This window comes from Streptomyces sp. A0642, assembly GCF_004795105.1.
GTDB lineage: Bacteria > Actinomycetota > Actinomycetes > Streptomycetales > Streptomycetaceae > Streptomyces.
In genome coordinates this window covers 23,836-47,029 of the sequence record NZ_SSBL01000019.1, presented here as the reverse complement: position 1 = coordinate 47,029, position 23,194 = coordinate 23,836, and the positions used below count along the sequence as shown (strand labels likewise).

The 23,194-nt window shown below is 66.9% G+C and carries 32 protein-coding genes; all 32 read right to left on the bottom strand.

The window, feature by feature from the left end; genetic code table 11:
• Positions 1-11: 11 nt before the first annotated feature.
• Complete coding sequence (locus E6R60_RS26435) at positions 12-263, bottom strand: hypothetical protein (protein ID WP_136329170.1); 252 nt, start codon at positions 261-263, stop codon at positions 12-14.
• A 106-nt stretch (positions 264-369) separates the two neighbouring features.
• Entirely contained in the window at positions 370-810 is a 441-nt protein-coding gene (locus tag E6R60_RS26430; protein WP_136329169.1) for a hypothetical protein, read from the bottom strand.
• On the bottom strand, positions 807-1,349 hold the full coding sequence (locus E6R60_RS26425; RefSeq protein WP_136329168.1) for a hypothetical protein: 543 nt from the start codon (positions 1,347-1,349) through the stop codon (positions 807-809). The genes E6R60_RS26430 and E6R60_RS26425 overlap by 4 nt, the downstream gene beginning before the upstream one ends.
• A gap of 19 nt (positions 1,350-1,368) precedes the next feature.
• The gene (locus tag E6R60_RS36810) at positions 1,369-2,373 is read right to left on the bottom strand and encodes a hypothetical protein (RefSeq protein WP_168713678.1); all 1,005 of its coding nucleotides are present in this window, start codon (positions 2,371-2,373) and stop codon (positions 1,369-1,371) included.
• 57 nt (positions 2,374-2,430) lie between these two features.
• Positions 2,431-3,075 (bottom strand): hypothetical protein, encoded by a 645-nt coding sequence (locus E6R60_RS26415; RefSeq protein ID WP_136329167.1) that lies wholly within the window; start codon positions 3,073-3,075, stop codon positions 2,431-2,433.
• Entirely contained in the window at positions 3,072-3,368 is a 297-nt protein-coding gene (locus tag E6R60_RS26410; protein WP_136329166.1) for a hypothetical protein, read from the bottom strand. Before E6R60_RS26410 ends, E6R60_RS26415 begins: the two co-directional genes overlap by 4 nt.
• On the bottom strand, positions 3,365-3,751 hold the full coding sequence (locus tag E6R60_RS26405; RefSeq protein ID WP_136329165.1) for a sigma-70 region 4 domain-containing protein: 387 nt from the start codon (positions 3,749-3,751) through the stop codon (positions 3,365-3,367). The genes E6R60_RS26410 and E6R60_RS26405 overlap by 4 nt, the downstream gene beginning before the upstream one ends.
• Positions 3,752-3,908: 157 nt before the next feature.
• Positions 3,909-4,604, bottom strand: a complete 696-nt coding sequence (locus E6R60_RS26400; RefSeq protein WP_136329164.1) for a hypothetical protein — start codon at positions 4,602-4,604, stop codon at positions 3,909-3,911.
• Positions 4,601-5,242, bottom strand: coding sequence for a hypothetical protein (locus tag E6R60_RS26395; RefSeq protein ID WP_136329163.1), 642 nt, complete (start codon positions 5,240-5,242; stop codon positions 4,601-4,603). The genes E6R60_RS26400 and E6R60_RS26395 overlap by 4 nt, the downstream gene beginning before the upstream one ends.
• On the bottom strand, positions 5,239-5,787 hold the full coding sequence (locus tag E6R60_RS26390; protein WP_136329162.1) for a hypothetical protein: 549 nt from the start codon (positions 5,785-5,787) through the stop codon (positions 5,239-5,241). Before E6R60_RS26390 ends, E6R60_RS26395 begins: the two co-directional genes overlap by 4 nt.
• Positions 5,784-6,620 carry a hypothetical protein gene (locus E6R60_RS26385; protein ID WP_136329161.1) on the bottom strand — a complete coding sequence of 279 codons (837 nt, stop codon included), beginning with the start codon at positions 6,618-6,620 and terminating at the stop codon, positions 5,784-5,786. Before E6R60_RS26385 ends, E6R60_RS26390 begins: the two co-directional genes overlap by 4 nt.
• On the bottom strand, positions 6,617-7,018 hold the full coding sequence (locus E6R60_RS26380; RefSeq protein WP_136329160.1) for a hypothetical protein: 402 nt from the start codon (positions 7,016-7,018) through the stop codon (positions 6,617-6,619). Before E6R60_RS26380 ends, E6R60_RS26385 begins: the two co-directional genes overlap by 4 nt.
• Positions 7,015-7,419 (bottom strand): hypothetical protein, encoded by a 405-nt coding sequence (locus tag E6R60_RS37045; RefSeq protein ID WP_206309520.1) that lies wholly within the window; start codon positions 7,417-7,419, stop codon positions 7,015-7,017. The genes E6R60_RS26380 and E6R60_RS37045 overlap by 4 nt, the downstream gene beginning before the upstream one ends.
• Positions 7,416-8,057, bottom strand: a complete 642-nt coding sequence (locus E6R60_RS26370; protein ID WP_136329159.1) for a hypothetical protein — start codon at positions 8,055-8,057, stop codon at positions 7,416-7,418. The genes E6R60_RS37045 and E6R60_RS26370 overlap by 4 nt, the downstream gene beginning before the upstream one ends.
• On the bottom strand, positions 8,054-8,260 hold the full coding sequence (locus E6R60_RS26365) for a hypothetical protein (protein WP_136329158.1): 207 nt from the start codon (positions 8,258-8,260) through the stop codon (positions 8,054-8,056). Before E6R60_RS26365 ends, E6R60_RS26370 begins: the two co-directional genes overlap by 4 nt.
• Positions 8,261-8,650, bottom strand: coding sequence for a hypothetical protein (locus E6R60_RS26360; protein WP_136329157.1), 390 nt, complete (start codon positions 8,648-8,650; stop codon positions 8,261-8,263).
• Positions 8,647-9,768: a hypothetical protein gene (locus E6R60_RS26355; protein WP_136329156.1), complete on the bottom strand. Its 1,122-nt coding sequence runs from the start codon at positions 9,766-9,768 to the stop codon at positions 8,647-8,649. The genes E6R60_RS26360 and E6R60_RS26355 overlap by 4 nt, the downstream gene beginning before the upstream one ends.
• A gap of 84 nt (positions 9,769-9,852) precedes the next feature.
• A complete protein-coding gene (locus E6R60_RS26350) occupies positions 9,853-10,458 on the bottom strand; it encodes a helix-turn-helix transcriptional regulator (RefSeq protein ID WP_136329155.1) in 606 nt (201 codons plus the stop codon).
• A gap of 19 nt (positions 10,459-10,477) precedes the next feature.
• Positions 10,478-10,930, bottom strand: a complete 453-nt coding sequence (locus E6R60_RS26345; RefSeq protein WP_136329154.1) for a hypothetical protein — start codon at positions 10,928-10,930, stop codon at positions 10,478-10,480.
• A gap of 15 nt (positions 10,931-10,945) precedes the next feature.
• A complete protein-coding gene (locus tag E6R60_RS26340) occupies positions 10,946-11,521 on the bottom strand; it encodes a hypothetical protein (RefSeq protein WP_136329153.1) in 576 nt (191 codons plus the stop codon).
• Positions 11,509-11,943 (bottom strand): hypothetical protein, encoded by a 435-nt coding sequence (locus tag E6R60_RS26335; protein WP_240802692.1) that lies wholly within the window; start codon positions 11,941-11,943, stop codon positions 11,509-11,511. The genes E6R60_RS26340 and E6R60_RS26335 overlap by 13 nt, the downstream gene beginning before the upstream one ends.
• 8 nt (positions 11,944-11,951) lie before the next feature.
• On the bottom strand, positions 11,952-15,707 hold the full coding sequence (locus tag E6R60_RS26330) for a DNA polymerase III subunit alpha (protein WP_136329152.1): 3,756 nt from the start codon (positions 15,705-15,707) through the stop codon (positions 11,952-11,954).
• Between the two features lie 139 nt (positions 15,708-15,846).
• Positions 15,847-16,827 carry a hypothetical protein gene (locus E6R60_RS26325; protein WP_136329151.1) on the bottom strand — a complete coding sequence of 327 codons (981 nt, stop codon included), beginning with the start codon at positions 16,825-16,827 and terminating at the stop codon, positions 15,847-15,849.
• A gap of 36 nt (positions 16,828-16,863) precedes the next feature.
• Entirely contained in the window at positions 16,864-17,613 is a 750-nt protein-coding gene (locus E6R60_RS26320; protein ID WP_136329150.1) for a hypothetical protein, read from the bottom strand.
• A gap of 3 nt (positions 17,614-17,616) precedes the next feature.
• Entirely contained in the window at positions 17,617-17,763 is a 147-nt protein-coding gene (locus tag E6R60_RS36805) for a hypothetical protein (protein WP_168713677.1), read from the bottom strand.
• 277 nt (positions 17,764-18,040) lie between these two features.
• The gene (locus E6R60_RS26315; protein WP_136329149.1) at positions 18,041-19,150 is read right to left on the bottom strand and encodes a hypothetical protein; all 1,110 of its coding nucleotides are present in this window, start codon (positions 19,148-19,150) and stop codon (positions 18,041-18,043) included.
• Entirely contained in the window at positions 19,134-19,481 is a 348-nt protein-coding gene (locus tag E6R60_RS26310) for a hypothetical protein (protein WP_136329148.1), read from the bottom strand. The genes E6R60_RS26315 and E6R60_RS26310 overlap by 17 nt, the downstream gene beginning before the upstream one ends.
• Positions 19,478-19,801, bottom strand: coding sequence for a hypothetical protein (locus E6R60_RS37540; protein ID WP_240802691.1), 324 nt, complete (start codon positions 19,799-19,801; stop codon positions 19,478-19,480). The genes E6R60_RS26310 and E6R60_RS37540 overlap by 4 nt, the downstream gene beginning before the upstream one ends.
• 200 nt (positions 19,802-20,001) lie before the next feature.
• Positions 20,002-21,297: a DnaB-like helicase C-terminal domain-containing protein gene (locus E6R60_RS26300; protein ID WP_136329147.1), complete on the bottom strand. Its 1,296-nt coding sequence runs from the start codon at positions 21,295-21,297 to the stop codon at positions 20,002-20,004.
• The gene (locus E6R60_RS26295) at positions 21,287-21,829 is read right to left on the bottom strand and encodes a hypothetical protein (RefSeq protein ID WP_136329146.1); all 543 of its coding nucleotides are present in this window, start codon (positions 21,827-21,829) and stop codon (positions 21,287-21,289) included. Before E6R60_RS26295 ends, E6R60_RS26300 begins: the two co-directional genes overlap by 11 nt.
• Positions 21,826-22,338 carry a hypothetical protein gene (locus E6R60_RS26290; RefSeq protein ID WP_136329145.1) on the bottom strand — a complete coding sequence of 171 codons (513 nt, stop codon included), beginning with the start codon at positions 22,336-22,338 and terminating at the stop codon, positions 21,826-21,828. The genes E6R60_RS26295 and E6R60_RS26290 overlap by 4 nt, the downstream gene beginning before the upstream one ends.
• A complete protein-coding gene (locus E6R60_RS26285; protein ID WP_136329144.1) occupies positions 22,335-23,174 on the bottom strand; it encodes an ATP-binding protein in 840 nt (279 codons plus the stop codon). Before E6R60_RS26285 ends, E6R60_RS26290 begins: the two co-directional genes overlap by 4 nt.
• Positions 23,175-23,194 lie beyond the last annotated feature (20 nt).

Genomic DNA, 23,194 nt, shown 5'->3' with positions numbered 1-23,194 from the left:
GGTTCGATGCCTCAGTGGTTTGAGCAGTGCTGCAGGTGGTCGAGGAGCTGGGCCAGGTTCTCAACCGGGTAGTTCGCGTTGCGCTGGCCGTTGCAGCAGGGCGTGGTGGCCACGGACTGGATGCCGATGAAGTCGCCCGAGCTGGAGATCACGGCCTGCAGCCCCATGCGGACCCGGTCGACGCGGCCGCCGCAGTTGGCGCAGTTCTGGGGAACGATGCCGACCAGGACGCTGTCCTCGTCGTACTCGTAGAGACGACTCACCGGTTTTCCTCCACGTGCCATTGCCACAGCTGGCTGGTGGAAAAGGCGGAGGCCACAGAGGGGTCGAGCCGGTCGACCTTGATGAGGTAGGCACGCAGGTAGCTCATCAGTGGGGGTGTCCTCCGCGCGCGCCTTCGGACTTGATGATGCCCGGGGCCTCATCGAGGTCGAGGATGTTGTGGGTGACCTCGTGGACCTTCTGGTCGTGGTCGAATGCCTTCTTCTCGACGCGGCCGACGATCTCGATCTCGGGGCTGCGGACACCTTCGAGGATGCGGCCGGTGCCGTCGGCCACGGTCATCCAGCGAACGTCGACTGCGAAGCCGAGGGTGTGGCAGCGCTCCTTGACCTCGCGGGTGAAGGACGTCAGCTCGAATGCCTTGGCGGAGTAGCGGTCCTGCATGTCCTTGAGGACGGCTTCGAGTTCGAGGATCTCGGTGTCCAGGACGTCGCCCTGGGCGGTCTCGGAGCGCAGGTGGACGCCGCCGTACTCGCGGTCGAAGCGGTCGGGCTGGCTCTGGCTCTGGCCGATGATGGGGACGCTCATGAGGAAGGCTGCTCCTTCGGGGTGGGGTCGGGTGTCGGGAGGAAGGCGCGGACGGCGTGCCTCTTGAGCAGCTCGTCGATCCGCCCACCGATGTGGGGTTCGCTGCCGGTCCAGTAGCACCCGGCGGCCAGTTCCGCGCTGAGGCTTCGGAGGTCGTTGATGAGGCCGTCGCAGGTCTCGGGGGCGGAGGCGGGTGCCGTCTGGCGGGTGAGGATCTGGCGGGTGGTACAGGGGGCTGCGGTCTGGCAGGTGAAGCAGTCGCCGTGCTTGTCGGCCCGGTGCTCCTTCAGTGCGGCGCTGATGGTGTCGCGGGTCGCGTTGGTTTCGAGCTCGATCTGCATGAGGTAGGAGGCGAGGTCCAGGGCTTCTTCGGTGGCGTCCTGGACGGCGTTGCGGCCGTTGAACGTCATGAGCGGGGAGCCGTAGCGCTGGATGCCCAGGGCGCGGCGGTCCTGGATGCGCTCGATGAGGGCGTCCTGCACGGATTGCTGGCCGGGGGTGGGGAGCGGCTGGTCGCCGTCCCTCAGGGGTGCGGGCACGGGCTCTCCTGTGGCGGGGTCAGGCAGCGACGAGGGCGTGGCAGTTGCTGCAGCGTTCGGCGTGGTCGTTGACGATGGCTCCGGCGATGGTTTGCAGCCGGGTGCGGGTGGTGCGCTTGGCGGGATCTCTGAGCTTGGGGTTGTTCGCCGAGTTGGCGATGGCGATGACGAGGTCGAACATCGTCGGCTCGTCGGTGCGGGACATGGCGACGGTGATGTCGGCGAGGGGGCGCACGGGCATGTTGTGCTCGGCGGCGACGCGGTGCAGGCGGGTGATGCGGTCGCCTTCGATGGTGACGTTAGTGAGGTCGTCGAGCGCTTCGACGTCGTGGGTGAGGCGGGCGTCGGCGCGCAGGGCCTCTGCGGCAAGGCGTTCGGCGACTTTCTCCAGGGCGACGCCTCGTGCGTCGATCTTCAGGGAGGGGTCGATGATCTCGACGGTGGTGGTGGTGTCCTCGTGGTAGAGGATCGGGCTGACCGTCGGTGCGAGGTTCTGCTTGCGGTTCTGTGCGAGCCGGATGCCGCCGTGGATGAGTCCCCGCTTGGAGGGGATGGGGACGTGGTTGCTGAGGACGTCCAGGACGAGGTGGTCCGGGGTGAGTTCGGCGTTCAGCACGGTGGAGTAGAGCGGGTAGAGCTGGCGGGCGACGTTGGTGAACTCTTCGACGTCCAGGCGGGGCTGGCTGGGCTTGCGGACGTCGGTGATGCCGGTGCGGGTGTAGGCGATGGTGACTTCGCCGCCGGTGTGGTCGATCCGGGCGTTCATGACGAAGTGCTTTTCGGCGGGGGTGAGGCGGCCGAAGAACGCGCTGGGGATCTTGTAGAAGAGGCAGAGCTGCGTGATGGCCTTTTCGTCGAGCGTGATCTTGTGGTCGCCGAGGTTGAGGGTCGGCTCCGTCTTGGGGGTGTTCTCGAAGCTGACCTCGGGGACGCAGGCGTCGGACGTCCAGGTGCGCTCGTGGGTCTTCCACGCGGTGACGATGTCGTCGAGGGTTTGGGTCTGGTCGGCAGGGTTCAGGTGCATGACGGGCTGTTCTCCTCTTGGCGGTAAGGAGTGGTGGTCCGGTGGCGGGGCCGGATTTTAGTATGTCTGTTGCTGCGCCTTCGAGAGGGCGGCGAGTACGGGGCTCTCGGTGAGGGCTGCGGCGAATTCTTTCTTCTTGTCGGCGGGGATGAAGCTGAGACCGATGCGCATGTACTCCATGAGCGCGTCGCGCCAGACGTTGGCGTCCACTCCCCCGTCGGCCGACATCTCGATTTTGTGCTTGAGGTCGATGGCTTTCATCAGGGTCGCGGAGTCGACCGTGATGTCACCGTTCTGGAGGGCGTCGAACCCTCGTAGTACGACGATATCGAGTGCGGAGAGGTGGTCTGCGACGCGGCCGCCATATTTTTCGATCTCTTCGCCGAGCTGTTCGGCCCGGCGGTCGAGGATCGCGGCCTGGGAGCGGGAGGCCAGGGGGAGGTGCTTGTCGGTGTGGTGGCGCAGCGACTTGTCGGTGGGGTGGCCGAGGGGGCCTTCGGGGAGGTCCTGGAGGTAGCCGAGGATGGTGGGGCGGGTGTAGCCCTGCAGGATCCAGCCGTCGATGTCCGCGCGGTGGGGTGACTGGCATGCTGCGCAGCGGGCGCCGGTCTTGGCGGCGACCGTTCGGCCGCCGACCCGGACTCGGACCATGCTCGTGGGGCCGGTGCTGCCGTCTGCCGGGACGGGGAGGTTGGTACTCACTCGTCTGTGGCCTTGAGGGGGACCCGGTGCTGGGGGCGGGCGATGCCTTCGATGGCGTTGAGGTGCAGGTGCTTAGGGTTGAGGGTGCGGTGGAAGCTCCCCCGGCGTACGGCGCCGTCCGGCGTGCCTTCGGTGGTGTACACCTCGCGCTTGAGCCGGTTCTGGAGCATGTACTTGGTGAGGATGAGGCTCTTGGCCTCGGGGTCCGGGTGGTCAAGGAAGGACGCCTTGAGGAGTTCGTCGGCCTGCTCTTCGAGCTCTGGGTCGACGCCGTGGCGTACGCGCTCGCTCATGCGGCGCCCTCGTACTCTTCGGCTGAGGTGATGCCCTGGATGACGCCTGCGGCGATCAGGTCGTTGAGGCGCACCATGCCTTGGGTGGCGTAGGAGGCCACGGGGTTGTCCTCGCTGACGCCCATGATCCGGGCGACCTCGCGTTCGGGCCGGTTCTCGATGAGGAACAGCTGGATCGCTTCTCGCTGCCGGGGAGAGAGGAGATATTTTCCTTTCTCTCCCCGGCCGGATACGGCTTCGCTGTAGAGGCGGGCGATGTCGTGGATGCAGTACTCGGTTCCGTCCGGTCCCTTCAGGGTTTCCTTGCCCTCGGCTTCGTAGAGGGCGTTCCACGCCTGAAAGTTGCGGAACAGTTCACGCAGTATGCGTACGGGAATGTTCATGCAGTCGGGGTTCCTTATGACGCTGACGCGTGGCGGTCGCGTCTTCCTGTGCATCTCCCCTTGGCGGCGGGAAGATCGCTGGAATTTTCACAGCATAATTCGGAACCTGGTGCCGACTCCACTTTTTCGTTGCGGCAATATTGCTGTGAGACAGCAGTCAGGCCGTGAGGGAATCCTTCAGGCGCTGCCCGATGAGTTCCACGCTGCGTACGAGCTGCTCTGCGGAGCGGGACAGGGCGGTGCGGAACACGGCGTGGTAGCGGTCCTGGGTGGCGTGTGCGCGGCCGCGCTGGGTGCGTTCTTCGACGGTGACCCGGCCTGCGGGGGCGATGAAGCCTTCGGCCATCGTCTCCTCCCAGCGGACCTTGGCGAGCATGGCCTCCAGCCACTTCTCGGTGGCGACCTGGTGCCACTCCAGGAGGCCGGTGGTGATGCGGAGGAGGAAGTCGTCCTTCTCGCGGTAGGTGAGGCGGGAGTAGTCCTCCTTGTAGGCGCCGGAGGGGAGGCGGACCCATTCCGGCCAGCCGAATATGTCGGTGACGTACTCGCCGGTGTTCTCGTCCTTCAGGACGGGTTGGCGGACCAGGCCCCAGAGCTCGTTGAGGATGAGGTAGATGCCGGGGAACTCGCGGTGGATGACACCTCGGGCCTGCTGGACGATTCCGTCGATCTCGGCGGCGTCGCCCGCGCGCCAGTCGGTGCGCATGCGGGAGAAGCCGGTGGTTGCGGTCTCGCGGGTGCGGTCGGGGTCGATGTCGACGTCTGCGGGTTCGTCGGCCTCGCGTGCGAGCTCGGCGGTGACCCGGGCGGCTTGGTCCTCGGCCTGCCGGTCGTCGAGGGTGGTTTCGCTCACGCGGCCGCCTCCAGGACCTGCTCCTGCAGCTGGCGTCGCTTCTCGTCGTAGAGCCAGGCCAGGGCGAGCAGGCAGGCGTCGCGGGTGTGCTCGTTCCACGGCATGATCTTGCCCTGCTGCTCGGGCGGCGTGATGTACCGCTCGACAGCTTCCTTCACGTGGGCCTTGGTGACCGGGTTGCTTCGGTTCCCGGCCCGGCCGACGATGACGGCCTTGGCATGCCGGTTGTCGACGAGGATGGCGCTGCCGTTGGTGACGCGGTGGACTTCGCGCCCGGCCATGATGATGGATTCCATGCGCTGCCCCTTCACGGGCGGGCGCTCGTACAGGACGACGTCGGCGGCGGCCGCATAGCCGGTGCGGGCCCGCTTGAGGCCCGCGTAGAGGCTGTCGGCGCGGGCGCAGTTGCCCTCGTAGCTCTTGATGGCCTGGATGTCGGCCGGGGGGCGGATCATCGCGGTGGCCAGCAGAGTGATGCCGGTGCCGGACGAGCGGAGCAGGACGGCGCCGGTGTTGCTGAGGGACTGGTCGAAGACCTGCACGGTGGCCGTGGCGAAGTCGCTGTAGAGGGGCGGGCTCCAGCGCTTGCGGGTGATCAGGCTGTCGACGGCGTCGAAGCTGAGCTGGCTGACGGTCACGGAGTCTCCTCGGAGGGGCGTGGCGCGGTGCCGTGAATGTGGTGATGGACCTTGGTGCCGCAGCGGCAGGTGTCCATCAGGTAGGGACTCGGCTGGGCCTGGTGCTCGGTATCGTCGGTGGGATCGAGGGGGCACCAGCCGGTGGACCAGCGCTTCGGGGCGGCTTGGCAGGCCGGGCAGTCGGTGTAGGGGCCGCTGGTGTGTCCGGCGTGCTTCAGGTCCTTCTGAGTGGCGAGGCGGATGCCGTAGTTCTTGCCGCGCTTCTGGGCGATCCACCAGGTGTCGACGCTGCCCTTGAAGATGTTGGTGGCGTTGGTGAGGAGGTCGACGGCGTCCGTCATGAACATCTCGAACGTGCGGCCTCCGGAGGCGCTCCACGTGAAGCGGGCAGCGGACATGCCGCGTGTCGTGCCGGTGAGGAGAAGCATCTCCGGGAAGGGGGTGTTCTCACGCCACTCGTGGACGTTGCTGGCGTTGCTGACGATGTAGCTGACAAGGCCGCCGTAGCGGTCATACGGAGCCTTGGCGAGGCGGGTACGGCTCATGCGGCGAGTCCGATCTTGACGGGGCAGGAGGCGGCGGCGCAGTCGCGCGCGCGGGCTCCGCCGGAGCAGCAGGCGACGGGCGGTGGGGTGCCGAGGTCGACGTAGCGCAGGACGGTGCGGTACTTCGCTTCGGTGCGGGCGATGTAGGCGTCGTCGCGGGGGATGGTGAACTCGCGCATGACCCAGCCCTCGGACATGGCGAGGAAGAGGATGACGGCCTGGAGTTTGCCGGTGAGGGCCATGTACTCCTGGGCCTGGCCGTAGTACTTGGGCCACTTCTTCTTGAAGGCTTCGAGGTCGTTGTGCTCGATGTTCCGGATGACGGGAGGGGCGCACGTCTTCAGGTCCCAGACCTCGATGCCGTCGAAGTCGGGGAGGTCGATGAAGCCGTCGATGTGGCCGCGCCGTTTCAGGGTGTCGTCGCGGACGCCCCATTCGTTGCACTGGCCGATGCCGTGGCCGTGGGGGCGGGCGCAGCAGACGCAGATGCCCTTGGGGGCGAGGAGCAGGCCCATCTTCGTCATGACGTGCTGGATGAGGTCGTGGCTGGCGGAGCCCATGAGCACGGACATGCGGGGGCCGTACTCGAAAGTACTGTCGACCCAGCGGTCGGGGTCGGCGAGGTAGTAGTAGAGCTTCCGCTCATCCATGGTGGGGTGGCTGGAGGGGTGGAACCAGCCGTCCGGCTTCCGGTTCGCGGAGTAGGCGCGGAAGGTGACGGTGAACGGGTCAGGGAAGGCGCAGGCTTGGACCGCGTTCTCGATGAGCGGGACAAGGCGGAGGGTCTGTGTCTGGGCGGCGATGCGCGTGAAGTTCGGGACGAAGGCTGTCATGTGATGGGCTTCGCCTTCTCTTGTCCGTGGAGGACGTCGGCCGTGGTGAGGAGGCGAAAGATGACTTCGGTGTACTTCGCCCGGTCCACGATGCTGGCGTTCGGACAGTTGTTGCGGACGAGCTCCTCGGCCTGGTCCCAGAGGGGTATCTCCGGCTTCTGGGCTTCCGCCTTGTCGCTGCGGACCCAGGAGACCCAGTTCCAGCTGTAGACGGCGAGCTTGATGACGGCGACGGCCAGGAAGCCCCACTGGAAGGTGGCAATGGAGTACACGATCCAGACGGCCTGGGTGAGCATGGCCCAGAGCCAGCCGACGGCCTTCTTCTGGCCGACGGCGCGCAGGGCGACGAGGCCGACGATGTCGAGGCCGCCGAGGAGGTAGTTCCAGTAGTCGTTCACGGCTTCGTCTCTTCTCGCTGATGGGTTTTGATGAGTTCCTGCAGGGCGCTCTTGGACCGCATGATGGCCAGTTGGGTGCGGGCGATGTCCAGGGAGGCCGGGCGCGCGTTGACGACGGTCTTGATGTGCGGGCGTGCCTGTTTCCACATCTCGGCGGCCTCGCGAAGCTCGGTGATGTTCTCGTGGTCGCCCTGGCGCCAGCTCCAGTAGTTGGTCGCGTAGACGTAGCCGTAGAAGGCGGCGCTGATGATGAAGCCGTGCTGGTGGCTGGCGGCGCCGTAGGCGGCCCACAGGCCCTGTGCGAGGAGGCCGATGAGCCAGCCGATGTGCTGCTTGCGTCCGGCCAGGAGGAGGCCGATGACGCCGACGAAGGTGAGCCCGTAGCTCCAGGCCGGATTCACGCCGCGCCCTCCTGGTCGAGGACGCGTTGCGCCTGGTCGACGATGATCGGTACGCAGCGCGGACGGACTGCGGTCAGCGCCATCAGAACGGCTTTGGCCTCATCCCAGAGTCCGGCCGCGTTCAGGGTCGGGTCGGGTCCGGCAGCACGAGACGCGCCCTCGTCCTTGTTGACGAAGTCCTGAATTTCGTCAACGACGGCAAGGATTCGCGCGAGGGCGCCCATGGTGGTTTCGCGAGCTGAGGCGGGCCGCGCGCGGATGAGACTCTCCAGGAGGGGGCGGGCCTGCTCCCATCGCAGTGCGGCGTCGCGCATCTCGGCGAAGTCGTCAAGGTCGAGGGCGGCGAGGTCGGCGTGGACGCCGGTGAGCCGCTGGTCCTTATAGAAGCGCAGGGTGAGCAGGGGGCGCTCTCCCCCGGCCTGCTCGACGGCTTTGTTCCACATGTCCAGGGAGACGCCGATGGACTTCTTGAGGGTGGACTTGCCGTCGTTGGCGAAGGCCCACTCGGTGTCGAGGCGGTTGTGGCGGCCGTCCATCGGGTCGCGCCACTGGTTGCCACTCCCCCGGGGCTGGCGCATGTTCAGCTTCTCGGCGACGTGCTTCTCGTGCGCATCGCCCATGTCCTTGTTCAAGCTCATGGTTTCTCGCCTTCCAGGCGGATCTGGCGGCGCAGGCGCCAGGTGGTAAAGCGTCCGACGCGGCGCCAGCGAGGGCCACCCCAGGTGGATTCGATCCGGAGGAACCGGTCGCAGTCGTCGCAGCGGATGATGTCGCGCCACGACCGGTATTCGGGGTTGGGCAGGTTCTCGCAGAGGTGGTGACGGCGGATGTCTGTTGCCACTTACAGCTCGCCGTTCTTGTGCGTTTCTTCGCAGAGCAGGTCGTCCGGGTGGGGCCAGCGCAGGATGGTCTCGCCGTCGCCGAGGGGGCGGCCGTGGCAGGTGCAGGGGGTTTCGATGTCGCCGGGGACGCAGATCATGGTCTGGTAGGACGGCGGGTTGTCCGGGTCGACCGGGCGGGCCTTGGCAAGTGCGTCGCCCTCGCGGCGCTTGCCGGTGGCGTGTGCGAGCAGCATCACGAGAACCAGCAGGATGCTCAGGTAGGTGATGCCGATCCATACCCCTGTGAGCAGATCGTTGTTCTTCCCGGGGATGACCAGCCAGCCGCACGCGAGCGTTGCGAGAAGGATCAGAATGAGAACGGGAAGGGGGTGCTTCTTGAGCCAGTTCATGCCGCGTCCTCGGTGATTTCGCCGGTGGTGGGGTCGACGCCTTCGGGGACGTCGTCGTAGGAGACCTGGTGCTCGGCCTTGATCTCGCCGGAGATGGTGGCGAGCGCGCGCTGGCGGACCATTTCGGTGAGGGCGGGGTCGGCGGCGCAGGCGGCCTTGGCCTTGGGGCGGCCGGAGACCTTGACTCCGTTGGGGAGTTCGTAGGTGGAGGTGTTGAGGCGCTTGATGGCGCCGGTGGCCAGGCCGAGGTTGATGGCTTCGTCGCTGGCGTCGATGCCGATGGGCTGATCGGGCTGGGCTTCGTTGTAGAACCAGAAGTCGGCGGCGCGGCCCTGGGGGGCGAGCTTGTTGCGCTCGACCTTGCCCCGGATCTGGCGGCCGATCTCCATCTCCTTGACGACGTCGGAGACGGCGTCGTCGAGGGCGCGCTTGCGTGCGGTCTCGCCGGTTCGGGAGAGCTTGACCTTGGTGGTGGTGCAGTACTTCAGGGCGCTGGGTCCGGCGCTCTTCTGGCCGCCGCGCGGGTTGCCGATGTCGGCCCGGTACTGGTTCACGAAGATGACGGAAGCGTGGTGTTCGCGGCAGAGCTTGGCGACCTGCTTGACCATGCGGCTGATGACCTGGGCGTTCTTGCCCATGGCGGATTCGTCGGCCTTCTTCTCGAAGGCGGCCTTGGACTCCATGCCGCCGACGGAGTCGACGATGAGGAGGGAGAGGTCGCCGTCGCGCAGCATCATCTTGATCTGGTCGGAGACGTCTTCGGAGTGGTCCGGGTAGACGTGGATGAAGCGGTCTTCGCTGAGGTCGAGGCCGAGGTCTGCGGCCCAGTCGAAGTCGAAGGACTGCTCCATGTCGATGACGCCGACGCCCCGGTCGGGAAGCATCTGCTGGGCCTGGGCCATGGACATGATTCCGAGGGAGGTCTTGCACATGCCCTCGGGGCCAACGAGCTCGTGGGTACGGCCGAGGGCCCAGCCGCCGCCGAGGGCGTAGTCGAGGGTGAGGGAGCCGGTGGGGATGAAGGTGGGGCGGACCATGGCGTCGCGGCGGGTGACGTTGTCGCCGTAGACCTTGGTCATGCTGGCGCGGAGTTTTGCGAGGCCCTTGGCGGGGGGCATTGGTCTCCCTGGCGGTAGGAGTGAGTGCCGTTGGCGGTCGGCGTGTTCAGGCCACTTGGCGGTTGGCTCGAACTGTGATGCAGCTTACGTGGTGGGGCTGACAATCGTCCCGTCGAGGATCTGACGGGCTTGTCCGGCCTCCCACTCCAGGGCCATCTCCAGGAGCGGGAGGCGCTTGAGGATGTAGCGCTCGGAGTTGTAGTCGCCGGGCGGTGCGGTGCGGGGGTCGCCGTAGATCTGTCCGTTCTCGATCCGCAGGACGGACTTGCCGGTGGACTTGATGGCGTAGCCGAGTACGGGCTTGCTCATCTTGAGGGCCTGGCGCGCCTTGAGGACTGCGGCGCCAAGGCGTGCCCAGGCGGCCCGGTTGTACTCGGAGCGGTCGCCGGGGGTGAAGGCGATGCTGGCGGCTTCCCGCGAGGGCTCCAGGACAGCTGTGAGCATGTTCAGGGAGGTGCCGGGCTCCCAGTTCAGGACCTCGTCCAGGAGGTGCAGCTTGACCTTGCCGAGGCGCTCGTTGACGTCCGGCGGAATGAAGCCGGACTCCAGGGCGGCGTAGTCGCGCACGGTGAGGCCGAGGTGCTTGGCGACGGCGGCCTGGGAGAGGTGCAGTGCCTGGCGGCGGGTGTGCGCGCGGTCACCAAGGCTGCCCCAGGAGGGGTGGGTGAAGCTGCTGACGATGGCGGGCATGGGGGGGTCCTTCCGGCGGTCAGGGGGTGGGGAGTTCGTCGGCGTGGGCGACGGCTTCGAGGACCTCGGTCACGGCCTCGGGGTCCTGGTCGACGAAGAGGCGGTTGAGGAGGCTGGGGCGGCGGCGGGGCTGCTCGGGCAGCGGCTCGAACACGTTGCTCATCCAGGTACCGCATTTGGTGCAGAATCCGGCGCCGTTGCGGTACTCGCGACGTTCGTAGGGGCCGTGTTCGCCGGAGCCGTCACAGACGATGAAGCGCTGGTACTGGCCCCAGCAGGATTCCTCGGCCTCGGCGATGGTCTTGCCTTCGCCGCGCAGGAAGGTGTCTCCGGGGAATGCCTCGAAGAAGGCGGTCTGGTAGGCGCCGTCGGGGCCGCCGAAGGCAACCCCGTGGGTGCCGCCCTGGATGAAGACGTCGTCCGGCCAGTCATGCTGGGCTTCGGTCGTCGTGTTCTTGATGATGCGTGTCACGGGGTCGTCCTCCGGTTACTTCTTGAGGGTGGTGGGGCCGAGCGGCTTGGCGTCCTTGAACTGCGGGAGGTCCAGGGGCTTGTCGTAGAGGAAGTACGACTGGTTCTGGCCGACGGAGAACTCGACGTAGGCGCCGGTGGAGGCGTCCTTGCCGTAGTAGGCGTCGCAGTTGGAGTTGCTGCTGAAGGTGCCGTCCATGGAGGGGGCCTGGATGTAGGCGTCGCCCTCGTACTCGCCGACATCGACGCGGGACTTCTGCTCGGGCGGCAGAAGGCTGACGCAGTAGGTGACGGGCAGGCCCTTGAGGACGAAGTAGCCGTACTCGCCGTTGGCGTTCTGGATGTAGACGTACGACAGCTTGTTCGGGGTCTTGCCCCAGGTGTCGATCCAGAAGTTCTTGGTGTCGCGGGTCGGCGAGTAGGTGAGGGTGTGGCTGGGCTGGCGGGCGACGAGCTTGTCGTAGTTGCTCTGGCGAGCCGTGTTCTCCTTGGCGCGGGAGCTCGAATCGGCTTCCTCGGAGCAGGCGGTCGCGCCGAGCGCGAGGCCGGTGACGGCGAGGGCGGTGACGGCGAGGCGGGTCAGGCGGCGCACTGGGTCTCCTTGGCGTTGATGTCGAGGGTGTAGGGCAGGCGGGCGTCCTGGAACGCGGTGCGGTGTTCCTGGGTGGCCTTGGAGTTGTAGGTGTTGATCGACTCCGCGCGGGATGCGGTGACGGCGGTGATGCTGGCTCGGATGCGTTCCTCCCGGTCCGCTGAGGGCTTGCCGTCGAGCTCCGTCTGCAGTGCTGTCAGCTGCTGCTCGGAGGTCTGGGCTGCGGCGCAGAGGTCGAAGAACTCCTCGTACGTGGCGAGGCGGAAGGCGCCGTTGGCCACGGTCTGCTCGCGCTTGTCGGCGGCGCCGCGCGCGTCGGCGGTGAACCACAGGAGCGCGTAGACCGCTCCGTAGGCGAGGGCGACGCCGAGGATGGCGCAGGGGATGAACCTGAGCATGAATCGGCGTGTCGACTTGTCCATGGGGTTCCTTAGACGGGCTGGTAGGTGAGGAGGCTGAGGCCCCGGTCGGTTTTGCGGATCTCGGCGAAGCAGAGGGTGCCGGGGATCAGGCGGGGCTGCTCAATGGCCCAGGTGTCGCGGTAGACGGCCGCGCTGATGGTGGGCCCTTCGGTCTCTATGTCGATGAATCCCATGTCCTTGTAGGGGTGGGCGCGGGTGACGATCCCGGCGATGACGTAGATCCCGGTCGGCCCGGTATCGGCGGCGTTGGCCTGCTCCAGGCAGCGCTCGCGCGGGGTGGTTTCCAGGCGGTCGAAGGGGGTGGTGGTGAGGTAGGTGCCGAGCATCTCGAATTCGATCTGCCGGATGTCCTCGTCGGTGTATCCGGTGACGTCGTCGATCTGCAGCGGTGGAGGGGCGGTGTACTGGCGGCACGCCTTGGTGCAGCGCTTGGGCGGCGCCTTGGGCTTGAGCTTCTTCCCGGTCCGCTTGTTAACGGGGGCCGGTTCGGTGGCCCAGTCGAAGGAGCAGGGCAGCAGAGGTGCGCCGAGGTTGTCCTGGGCGAGGCTCTCGTCCTTGTGGACGCACCGGGCGTCGAGGCCGCTCTTGCGGGCGAGGAGCTTGGTTTCCAGGCCGCGCCGGTTCGGCACGAGGGAGTCGAAGGCGCCGATACGTGCGAGGAGTGCGACGACTCCGGCGTTGGCCTTGGGGCCCTTGCGGGCCTCGAAGTCGTCCCAGTGGTTGTACGGCTGGCCCGCTTGCAGGTCGGCGACCGCTGTCGCCCCCACGCCCTTTACCGAATCGAGACCGTAGCGGACGGCGTAGAGGGCGGGGTCGGCGCTGAAGCCTGTGCCGGAGGCATTGATGTCGGGCGGGAGGACGGCGGCACCGACGCGGCGGGCTTCCTTCACGAAAGCGGGGAGCTTGTCGTTGTCGACGGTGCTCATGGCCGCGACGAGGAATTCCAGGGGGTAGTGGACCTTGAGGAAGGCGGTCCAGTAGCCGAGGAAGGCGTACGCGTAGGCGTGGGACTTGTTGAAGCCGTACTTGGAGAACTCGGCCATCTGGTTCCACAGGTGTTCGGCCTGCTCGTGCGGCATGTCGACGCGGCTGAGGAACTCTTGCCCGGCGGCCTGGATCGCGGAGACCTTCTTCTTGCCGAGGATGCGGCGGACCGTGTCGGCTTCGGACTCGTCGTATCCAGCGAGCAGGCGGGTGACGGCCATGACCTGCTCCTGGTAGATCATGGCGCCGTAGGTCGGCTCCAGGACGCGGCGCAGGCGCTCGTCGGGGTAGGTGACGGCTTGTTCGCCTGCGCGGCGGCGGAGGTAGAGGTCGGTCAGGCCGGAGTTGGCCGGGCCGGGCCGGACGATGGTGATCATGTCGGCGAGTTCGCCGATGTTGCGGGGCTGCATCCGCTTGCACAGGTCGGTGCCGGATGACGTTTCGATCTGGAACACGCCGAGGGTGTGTGCGGCCTGGAGCTCTTCCCAGATCATGGGGTCGTCGAACTCTTCGGTCCACGCCTCGGGGTCGATGCGTACGCCACGGCGTTCGTGGGCGAGGTCGATGCACTGCTGGACGGTGTCGAGGGTGCGCAGGGTGAGGATGTCGAACTTGACCAGGCCGACGGCTTCGACGTCGTCCATGGCCCACTGGGTGACCATCTGTTCTTCGCCGTCGATGGCTCGCATCGGCAGCCAGCTGGTGAGGGGGGCGCCGGTGGAGATGACGACTCCGGCGGCGTGGCGGCCGTAGGACTTGAGTCGGCCGACGAGCTTCTCGGCCATGGCGAAGAGTTCGGGGTAGCGGTCGGCGTAGGGCTGGAGCCGGTCGCCGTGCTCGACCCAGAGGTCCTCCCAGGACATGCCGAGTCCTGCCGTGCCGAGCTCGGCGGCCTTGATGAGTTCCTTGACCTGCTTCAGGTCGGCTTCGGCGCGCTCGGGGAGTCGGGATTTCATGGCCCGGAGGAGGTTGTCGAGGACGGCCTTGTTCTTCAGGCGGCCTTCGGAGCCGATGGTGACGACGTGTTCGGCGCCCCAGCGCTGGCGGAGGTAGCCGAGGATGTCGGCCTTCTTGCTGGCGGGGAAGTCGACGTCGAAGTCGGGGAGTCCGGCTCGGCCCCGGGTCAGGAAGCGCTCGAAGAGCAGGTCGTGCTTGATCGGGTCGAGGCTGGTGATGCGGGCGAGGTAGGCGACGAGGGAGCCGCCGCCGGAGCCGCGTCCGGGGCCGACGAGGATGCCGTTGTCCTTCGCCCAGCCGACGTAGTCCGCGACCATGAGGTAGTAGCCGCAGAAGCCCTTCTCGATGAGGAGGCTCATCTCGGTGGCATAACGCTGGGCGTAGGTCTCGCGGTTCTTGTCGGTGAGGGGGAGCCGGTTCCAGTTCGCGCCGCACAGGGATTCCAGCCGCTGGCGGTCTTCGACGGGGTCTCCGGTGAAGGAGGGTGGGTCGGTGTCGCCTCCGATGCGTGCGTTGCAGCGGTCGGCGAGCGCCGTGGTGTTGGCGATGGCCTCGTCGGCTACGTCCTGGCCGAGGTAGATGAGCCCGGCGCGGACCTGGTCTTCTCCGGTGATGTAGAGGTCGAGGTGCTCGCTGAAGAGGTCGCCTTCGTCCTGGACGTCCTTCTGGGTCTGGCAGGCGATCCAGACGTCGTGGGTGTCGGCGTCGTCGGCTGTCGGGAAGTGGGAGTCGACGGTGGCCAGGAGTGGCAGGTCGAACTCGCGGGCGAGGTGGACCATCGCGGTGTTGACCAGGAGTTGGTCGTCCATGGCGTTGGGCTGCAGCTCGACGTACAGGCGGTCGGGGTAGATGTCCATGAGGCGGGTCAGGCGCTGGCGGGCCAGCTCCATGTCGTCGGCGAGGATCGCGCGTGCGACGGGGCCGCGCAGGCAGCCGGTAGAGGCGATGACGCCCTGGGAGTGGCGCTGCAGGGTGTCCCAGTCCATGCGGGCGCGGCCGTAGAAGCCGTCGCGGAAGGACTCGGTGGAGGCGGCCCAGATGTTGCGGAGGCCCGTCTCGTTTTCTGCGAAGAGGCAGAGGTGCCAGTAGTAGTTCTGCAGCATCCGGGACGGCGGGATCGGGACTTCCTTCTCTTCCCCTTCTTCGTTCCTGATGGTCTTGGTGTGACCGCAGAAGCGGGGGTCGTCGTCGGGGATCGTCTCGCCGCGCATCAGCCGGTCGTCGGTGAGGTTGGCTTCGATACCGAAGACGGGCTTGATCCCGGCGGCGTCGGCGGCGCGCTGGAGGGCGGGGTGTCCGGCGCAGGTGCCGTGGTCGGTGATGCCGATGGCGCTCTGGCCGTGGCGGACGACTTCGCGGGTGATCTCGTCCATACGGGACAGGCCGTCGAGAGGGCTGTACTCACTGTGGGAATGGAGGTGAACGAATCCGGCGGCCGCGCGGGGCGGGTTCAGCTTGGCTTCGAGCTGGTCGAGAACCTCGTGATAGGTGGGAATGTCCTCGTCGTCACCGAAGATCGCGGAATAGCCGCCGTACGCGAAGGCGATCGTGCCGTCGCCGAGATCCTGTTCAGTCAGCCGGTGCAGCGGAACGGCGAAGATGCCGTCCCCCAGGGCTCCCATGATTCCGGCAGCGCCGCCCTTGAGAGCTTTGGACCAGACGGTGAGGGGAGTTGTGGTGGGGTCCCCGGCCGGAACAACCAACCAGCGAGTGCCGTCTCCCTCGTGCTCAACGAGGGCGGGAAGGTGGAGGGTGAGGCCGTCGACCCGGCGTTCGTCCCCGGGGAGGCGCTCAGAGGCGTACGAGGTGATGAAGCGCAGCACTGTGGTGGTCCTCGCGCGTGAGGGAGGCTGATGAGAGAGGTTGGACCGGGCCGCCCCGAGGGAAGTTCTCAGCGCGTGGCGCTGGGGCCGTATCTGACGGCACCTCGGGGCGGACCGGGGTCCTAGGGGGGCGCCTGGGTCAGGCGGCGGATGCGTCAGGCACGCCAAGGGCGGCGATGCGGCTGCGCAGGTCCGGGCTGATGTCGTCGGGGGCGCTGGCGGCCGGGAGGTTGGCCATGCCGCCGGTTGTGGTGCTGGCGGTCACGGTGCCTGCGGCGACGACGTTGCCGTCCTTGTCGACGTCCTTGGCCGGGTCGAAGAAGCGGGCGTAGTACTCGTCGGATGCCTTCTCGGCGACGATCGCTTCGAGCACGACCTCTCGCTCGGTCACGGACTCCAGGTACTTGACCCATGCAGGGGTGCCCGGCTTGATCTCGGGGATGGGGTCGATCGGCACGATCTTGTAGTTCGTGTCGGTGCCGGTGCCGTCGCGGGTGATCTCGAAGTCCCGGTCGCAGACTGTGCCGTAGAGGCCGTGGAGCGCCTTGAGGTTGGAGAAGAAGCCCTTCATCGGCTGGTTGATGAGGAGCAGGCGGGGGTAGCGGAGCTTGTTCCCGGTGGGCTTGTCGTCCGGGCCGATCTCGTCGACTTCGTCGACCTTGTCGCGTACGCCGATGACGATTCCCTGCTTGGTGGGGCCGCCGAGGGCTTCGGTTCCGTCGCCGCGTACCAGCTCGCGCTCGATGGCGAGGGCCCAGATGCGGATGCGGGAGGAGGCGACCTTCCCGAAGTTGTTCTTGATCTTGTTGTCGCAGATGTAGCAGTCGCCGTAGTGTCCGGCGAACGCCGGATCCTTGCGGCAGACCGACGTCATCGACTTGGGCCAGTTCTCGGAGCCCTTGGGGGCGGGCTTCGTGGGGACGAAGCTGTGCTGCTCGACGTACAGCCAGTCGTCGTGGTCCGTGAGGAGGCGGATGACGGCGGATGCCTTGTCTTCCTTGAGGCTGAAGTAGTCCGGGCCCTTGCGGCCGCCGTTGTTGGCGTTCGCTTCCTTCTCGGCTTCCTCGGCGGCGCTGCCGCCCTTACGGAAGGCGAGGGTGGGGGTCGTGTTGGCGGTCACGACTGCTCCTGATGTGTTGATGGCGGGGAAGGTGCGCTATGTGATCGCGGCATTGGCGGCTGCCGCGATCAGCTCCCCGGTCACCTTGACGCGCTCATGGAGAAAGAACACGGGGATCCCGAGATCTTTCGATACGAGGAACGGCTGGTCTGACGCTGCATGGAATCCGACCGCGAATTGCGGGCAGGTTCCCTGGCTGGCCAGGGTCCGGCTGAGCCCTTCCTGCCACTGGGTGAGCCTGACGGTGTCGTCGCAGGTCGTAGCCAGTTGCAGGTAGGAGTACAGCCATGTGGCCGGGGGGCGGATTGAGGGTTGGCGGTCCCTCGTTCTGCCCTTATCAAAGCCGTCCGGCTCGACGGAATCAAGAAATTCGTGGTTCGACTTCTGAGCGCCGATTCCGAGAGATTCAAAAATGTCGTTCGCGGTCTTCTCGGTGCCGTAGAGGGCGTTCTCGACCTGGGCGCGTAGGGCGGCCCGGCGCAGGATTTCGTCGTAGACGTAGCGGTCCGGGAAGAGTTCACCGGGTGGGGCTTCGTCGTAGGCGGCCCGGGTCCGGGTGTTCAGCAGCTGGCGGAAGGCGTAGGTGGCGTAGGGGTCGTTGCCGCCGGTGGCCCGGTAGGCGTCAGCGAGCTCGCGGCGGGTGGCCCGTACGTCGGCACCCAGGGCCCGGTAGTAACCGTTGACGTCGTAGATGACGAGAGCCCTGCGCCGGTAGGGCAGCAGGGCTGTGCTCGTGGAGAGAGTGACGTGCTCGGGACGGCCGACGAGCTGCAGCTGCCCTGTCACGGTTCACTCCTCGTTCTCGGTCTCCGGGTCCTCGTCGAGGATGGCGGCGGCCTCGTCCGTGGTGAGCGCCCTGGACGCCTGGATGGTGATGCCTCCGTCCGCCTGTGCGTCGTTGGGGGCGGTGATCTGGCCGGTGCCGAACTTGAGCATACGAAACTCCTCCTGGGTCACCTATTCGTCACCCGGCGGCCGAGGCGACAGGAATACTGGCACCATGCTGCTCTCTTCCTTTCAGTCGCTTCCTTCTGGCTCGTGCTGGGCTGGGCCGTGGTCACCCGATGGCTGAAGCTCCGGCCCTCCGTCTGGCGAGAGCAGTTCGACCAGGACTCGGAATGGGGCTTGCTCGCGGACAGCGCCTTCGCGCCGGTCTACTGGTCAGTCGTGCTTGTCGGATACCTCACCATCCTGCTGTTCTGGCCTGTCGCTGTCATCCGGCAGCGGCGCAACGGCCGGAGTGAGTGGTTCTGAAGCAGCGGTGGCAGTAGAGGGTCTCGGGGCGTTGCCAGACCGGCCAGGGCACGGCCTGCTCAATGAGGATGTCGACGATCTCGTCGGAAAGGTCAGCGGGGTCGGCCGCGAAGGGGCTCTGGACGGCGTAGTTCTTGCAGTACGCGGAGGCTCGCTGCGGGGCGCCGGGGTAGAAGTGGCCGTTGTGGGTACGGCCTTCGGTGGTACGCCATCCGGCCTCGTCGTTGTCCATCCACCAGATGAGCTTCTTCCGGCCCCGGACCAGGTGGCGGATCTGCAGGTCGGTGACGACGTTACCGAAGGTTGCTTCCAGGGGCTGGTGTTCCTCGTGCCGGAGGACGCTCATGGGTGACTCGACGGGGACGGCGCAGGTGTTGTAGGGGCGGTGGCCGTAGATCGTCTCGTCGCGGGGGAAGCCCGGGGTGGAGAGGTACTTCGGCGCTGCCGGGTCGGCTTCGGGGAGGCGTCGGGACTGCCAGCCGACAAGTTTGCCTTCCCAGTAGTGCGGGATGACGGCGCGGGGGCCGGTGCGTACGCGGTCCTCAGGCGGGCCCATGAAGCCATCGGGGTCGGTGCAGATGCCTGAGTGGACGGCTGTGGTGATGGGGATGGCCCGTTCGTTGAGGATGTAGTCGGGGATGCCTTCCCAGCGGTCCAGCATGCGGTCGCTGTAGACCGGCATGGGGGCCTTCTTCTTCTCGGTGTAGAGGCTGTCGAAGAAGGCGAGGAGGTCGGGCAGTTCCATGGCCCGGGTGAGTCCGGCTTCGCCGTGGAGCCAGTCCCGAGCCTGCTCGATGGTGATGTTGCGCAGGGTGGCGATGAGCCAGAGCAGGGTGCCGCCCGCGCCGCAGCCGAGGCAGTGGAAGAGCAGGTTGGAGATGTTCAGGGCGGCGGTCGGGTTGCGGTCCTGGTCGCTGTGGTAGGCGGTGACGGGGCAGCCGTGGATGAGCTCGTCGCCCTGGAGGCGCTTGATGGTGACGCCGAGTCCTTCGAGGACGTCGCGGGCGAGCTGTTCCTTGTGGCCGTCCGGCAGGGCGGTCAGTTCGTCCAGGTCATTCGCTGGTGCCACTGGTCAGTTCCTTCAGGAGTCGCATCTCGGCCGGTCCGGCTACGCGTTCGCTCCAGTTGAAGTGGCAGGTGAAGCAGCCTCGGCAGAGGTGTTCGGTCATCTCGTCGGGGACAAGCTCAGGGGTGTCCGTCAGGGCCAGGACGGCGTCTCGGGCCTCCTTGCACATGCCGACGACGGTGGTGGTGTGGTGTTCGCTCGCCACCGCTTCGGAGAGGCACTTGGGGCAGTACACCTTGGGGAGTCCCGAGAACGGCCGGAGCCAGAGACCGGGACCGGGCTCGGGAGCGGGGGTACCGAAGGTCCCGAATGCCACGATCGTTCCGTCTGTCATGCTGCCACCATCTCTCGGGTCTTCTGGACCTTCTTCTTCCGCCCTCTGGCACGCTCCTCGGCGCGGGCCTCGGCGTTCGCGGTCCGGCATCCACACACGTCGGACAGGCTGGATTCGCCCTCCTTGACGTGTGTTTTGTAGCCCTGCGCGGTGCCGATGTGCGGGCGCTTGCTGAGCTTCACCTTGGTCCGGCGCTTCGCGTCGTACCGGCGCTCCCGGGCTCGGTCCGCTTCCAGGCACACTTCGCAGGTTTCGCCGAGCAGTTTGTGCCGGTTGATCGCCGCGCCTGTGCCGCAGAAGGGGATGTCCTCGACGAGCACCTGGGGGCCGTAGCCAGCCTGCGTGCGCTCGGGTTCGCTCTCACCTCCCCAGACGCCGGATTCGCGGCCCTCGCGTCCTTGGATGCGGCACCTGGCCATGGCGGGGCACCGGTGGCATATCGCCTTCGCCGCCTCGACGTCCTCGTCCTCGGGTCCGCTGGAGCTGTCGAAGAGGCGGGGTGACCCAACGCAGGGAAAGATCACAGGGTCACCTCGCGGAGGGCTTCCTGGACTCCGTACCAGGGCTCCCAGGCGCAGGCCCAGTGCTTGAGGTCCATGCGGCGGGAGGCGACGGTCTGGAGGGTGGCCATTCCGGCCGTGACTTCGGCGTCGGAGCGCATGAGACCGAAGACCCAGCTGCTGCCGCGCTCGATCTCGGCGGATTCGGCAAGGTGCGTGATCTCCAGGCGTCCGGCCTTGCTGGCGGCCGCGATGCCTTCACGGTTGACCTGCACGTTGAGCAGGAGCGGCAGAAGCTGGCGGCCGGTGGAGATGAGGTTGGCGAGCTCGACGACGATGTCCCGGACGACTTCGTGGCGGGGTTTGCGGCCGGGGTCGGGGTGCTCGACGTGGCTGAGCTGGTCGATGATCACGCTCTTGGCGTTGTAGGAGTGGGCCTGGTTGATGAGGGCGGCAGGGGTGCGGCGGCCGGGTGAGGGCGAGATGACGTGAAGGCCGTCGCGCAGGTCGGCTTCGTTCTCGTGGAGCCACTCCTTGACGCGCTCGATCTCTTCGGGGATGCACTCGCCCTTCTGGTAGCGGCGGTAGTCGACGCCGCAGGTCTGGCAGGCGAGGCGGTCGTACGTCATCTTGACGCTGTTCTCCAGCGTGTAGAGGACGGTCTCGCGCTGGCGCTGCCATTCGGCGCGGGCCACGTTCGAGGCTGACCAGGACTTCCCGGCCTTGGCTCCGGCCGCGTAGCTGGCCAGCTCTCCCTCGTGGATGCCGAGAGTGTGCCGGTCGACGGCGGGGATACCGAGGGCCATGCCGGAGAGCACCTTCGGCGCGGCGGCGCGCTGCTCGTAGCGGGCGACGGAGTCGGTCAGTCCTTGGATGCCCTCGACTTCGGCGGAGCGGTCGCGGAGCGTCATGGACAGGCCGTGCCATTGCGAGGCGGCGGCGTGCACCCGGTCGACGAGTTCATGGGGCTCGGCCTGGGCCATGTCGACGGCGGTCTCGCGCAGCAGTGCCTGGGAGACAACCAGGGCGTGCTGGGCCTGCAGGTACTCAATCGCGGTGTAGACCTCGTCGATCTGGAGGTCTTCGTCGGGTAGTTCGACGCCGCACTGTTCGAGGCGGTGGCCCCATTGCTCGACGAGGAGTTCGCGGGAGGGTGCTTTGGCCCGGCCGGAGCGGCGGAAGTAGCCGACGGCGTACTCCACGACGTCGCGCATGCCCGCGAGGGGGATGCACTCGGGGGCGAGGCCGATGTCGGACAGCTGTTCCAGGGCCTCGACGTCGGTGAGGGAGGCGTAGAGGACTGTCTCAGCGTGCATGGTCACCCTGCGGCAGCCGGTCGACGTCCTCGGCGACCATGTTCATGGCCATGGCTATGCCAGCGAGCTCGATGTTCTCGTCGGCGTATTTCATTACCTGGAGGGCGAGGTAGCGGATGGATGAGCCTTGGGTCCGCTCGGAGAAGACGGCGCTCGGGGGCTTGGCCACAGGGTCGAGTTTCTGCTCCCCTGCGGCGTACGCGGACAGGAACCCGGCCGTCGCCTGCTCCTGTTCGGCCGCGAGGCGCGCCTGCTCGGCCTCCTGCCGCCTGCGCCCCTGCTCTCGGTACGACCTGAGTTCACGGGCCTGGCTGTCGGCCGTCCTCTTGAGTTCCTTGAGCTGCTTGTCGGCGGCATCCAGGGCTGCGCTGCTCGTCTCCGCGATTCGTACCGAGTCGAGCAAGGCGTCCTGGAGGCGGGTTCCGTGAGCACGGATCTGCTCTCCCAGTGACGCGGTCTCGTCCAGGCTGGTGAAGAGATCGTTGCTGGAGTCGCTGAGATGGCTGATTTCGTTGCCGTTGCTCATCGTCATACCGCCTCGGTGGATCGGTCCGGGCCGGGGTCGGATTCCAGGCGTTCCAGGTCGTCGGCGACCATGCCGATGAGCATGGCAATGCCGCCGATCTCTCCGTCGCTGTTCGTGAGGCCGAGGAGCTTCCGCTTGGAGTAGCGCAGAGCTTCGACGGGCTTCTGCCCGGCAACGAGACGGGTCTGGACCTTCTCGGCCTCGGTGGCGCGCTGCTTCTGCCGCCGAGCCTCCAGGATGAGGGCGTCGTTGCGGCGCTGAAGGTCAATGAGCGCCTGCCGAGCTGTTGCCAACTCAGCCTCGGGGGCTTGAAGGACCTTCGAGACCTCGTCCACTGCGGTAACGAGACCGTTGAGGACCGTCCTGGCGGTGCGCACACGCTCACGGACGGATGCCAGCTTCTCTTCATCGGAGGAGCGGACGGAAGGGTACTGGCGATCTACCTGGTTGTCAGCTGTGGCCTGCCAGGCCATCGGCAGGGAATCAGAAGACAGCTTGCCAAAATCCATGGTCATACCGCCGTAATGGGTCGGGCCAGGCCGAGGTCGGCTTCCTGGCGGGAGAGTTCGCGGCGCCGGGGGCGGAAGTCGCTGCCGGTGACCTCGACGAAGTCGGCTTGTTCGGTGAGCAGGCTCATGACGTAGCCGCCGTAGCCCGCCAGCATCTGGTCGGGGGTGAGGTTGGTGGTGATGATCGTGGGGGCGGAGTCGGAGACGCGGGCGCGGATGATCTGATCGACCATCGCCTCGACCATCTCCAGGCGGCCCTTGTGTTCCTTGCCCATGTCGTCAATGCCGAGGACGTCGACATTTCGTACGCGCCGGTTCCATTGCTCGCGTTCGCTCTGGTCGCGCCAGGACTGGGTGAAGAGGTCGATGATCTCGTTGAACTGGGAGAAGTGGACCTGGATGCCCTGGATCATGAGGAACTTGCACAGCAGGCTCAGCAGGAGCGTCTTGCCGGTGCCGGGGCTCGCGGACCAGAGGATGAGGTTGCGGCCGTCGGCGACGCGGCGGGCGGCGTTCTCGGCGTAGTCCATCACCTGGCCAATGACGGCGGCCGGGATGGCGGAGACGTCGTTCCAGCTGAGCTTCTGGTAGTTGGTGCCGATGCCCGCGTTCAGGAGCCACATGTGCAGGAGCCACTGCGCGCGGCAGTCGCACTCGTAGGTGGCGACGCTCTCGCGGGTGTCGTCGGCGAACCAGCGGTAGGTGTTGCCGTTCTGTTTCAGGCAGGTGATGCAGCTCGTGTCGGGGCTGTCCCACAGGCGGGGTCGGGCGTTCTTGAGCCGGTTCAGGTCCGCGTTGGACAGCGGCATGCACGCGGTGGGGAGGGGAGGTGGTGCGGTCAAGGTGGCGGTCCTTGATGAGG

What these genes read in the sequence shown, in the direction of transcription:
- E6R60_RS26290 (WP_136329145.1), bottom strand. Translation starts at nt 22,338, where the DNA reads ATGACCATGGATTTTGGCAAGCTGTCTTCTGATTCCCTGCCGATGGCC.
- E6R60_RS26430 (WP_136329169.1), bottom strand. Translation starts at nt 810, where the DNA reads ATGAGCGTCCCCATCATCGGCCAGAGCCAGAGCCAGCCCGACCGCTTC.
- E6R60_RS26370 (WP_136329159.1), bottom strand. Translation starts at nt 8,057, where the DNA reads ATGAGCTTGAACAAGGACATGGGCGATGCGCACGAGAAGCACGTCGCC.
- E6R60_RS26335 (WP_240802692.1), bottom strand. Translation starts at nt 11,943, where the DNA reads ATGGACAAGTCGACACGCCGATTCATGCTCAGGTTCATCCCCTGCGCC.
- E6R60_RS26350 (WP_136329155.1), bottom strand. Translation starts at nt 10,458, where the DNA reads ATGCCCGCCATCGTCAGCAGCTTCACCCACCCCTCCTGGGGCAGCCTT.
- E6R60_RS26410 (WP_136329166.1), bottom strand. Translation starts at nt 3,368, where the DNA reads ATGAGCGAGCGCGTACGCCACGGCGTCGACCCAGAGCTCGAAGAGCAG.
- E6R60_RS36805 (WP_168713677.1), bottom strand. Translation starts at nt 17,763, where the DNA reads ATGCTCAAGTTCGGCACCGGCCAGATCACCGCCCCCAACGACGCACAG.
- E6R60_RS26405 (WP_136329165.1), bottom strand. Translation starts at nt 3,751, where the DNA reads ATGAACATTCCCGTACGCATACTGCGTGAACTGTTCCGCAACTTTCAG.
- E6R60_RS26355 (WP_136329156.1), bottom strand. Translation starts at nt 9,768, where the DNA reads ATGCCCCCCGCCAAGGGCCTCGCAAAACTCCGCGCCAGCATGACCAAG.
- E6R60_RS26385 (WP_136329161.1), bottom strand. Translation starts at nt 6,620, where the DNA reads ATGACAGCCTTCGTCCCGAACTTCACGCGCATCGCCGCCCAGACACAG.
- E6R60_RS26300 (WP_136329147.1), bottom strand. Translation starts at nt 21,297, where the DNA reads ATGCACGCTGAGACAGTCCTCTACGCCTCCCTCACCGACGTCGAGGCC.
- E6R60_RS36810 (WP_168713678.1), bottom strand. Translation starts at nt 2,373, where the DNA reads ATGCACCTGAACCCTGCCGACCAGACCCAAACCCTCGACGACATCGTC.
- E6R60_RS26310 (WP_136329148.1), bottom strand. Translation starts at nt 19,481, where the DNA reads ATGACAGACGGAACGATCGTGGCATTCGGGACCTTCGGTACCCCCGCT.
- E6R60_RS26360 (WP_136329157.1), bottom strand. Translation starts at nt 8,650, where the DNA reads ATGAACTGGCTCAAGAAGCACCCCCTTCCCGTTCTCATTCTGATCCTT.
- E6R60_RS26295 (WP_136329146.1), bottom strand. Translation starts at nt 21,829, where the DNA reads ATGACGATGAGCAACGGCAACGAAATCAGCCATCTCAGCGACTCCAGC.
- E6R60_RS26390 (WP_136329162.1), bottom strand. Translation starts at nt 5,787, where the DNA reads ATGAGCCGTACCCGCCTCGCCAAGGCTCCGTATGACCGCTACGGCGGC.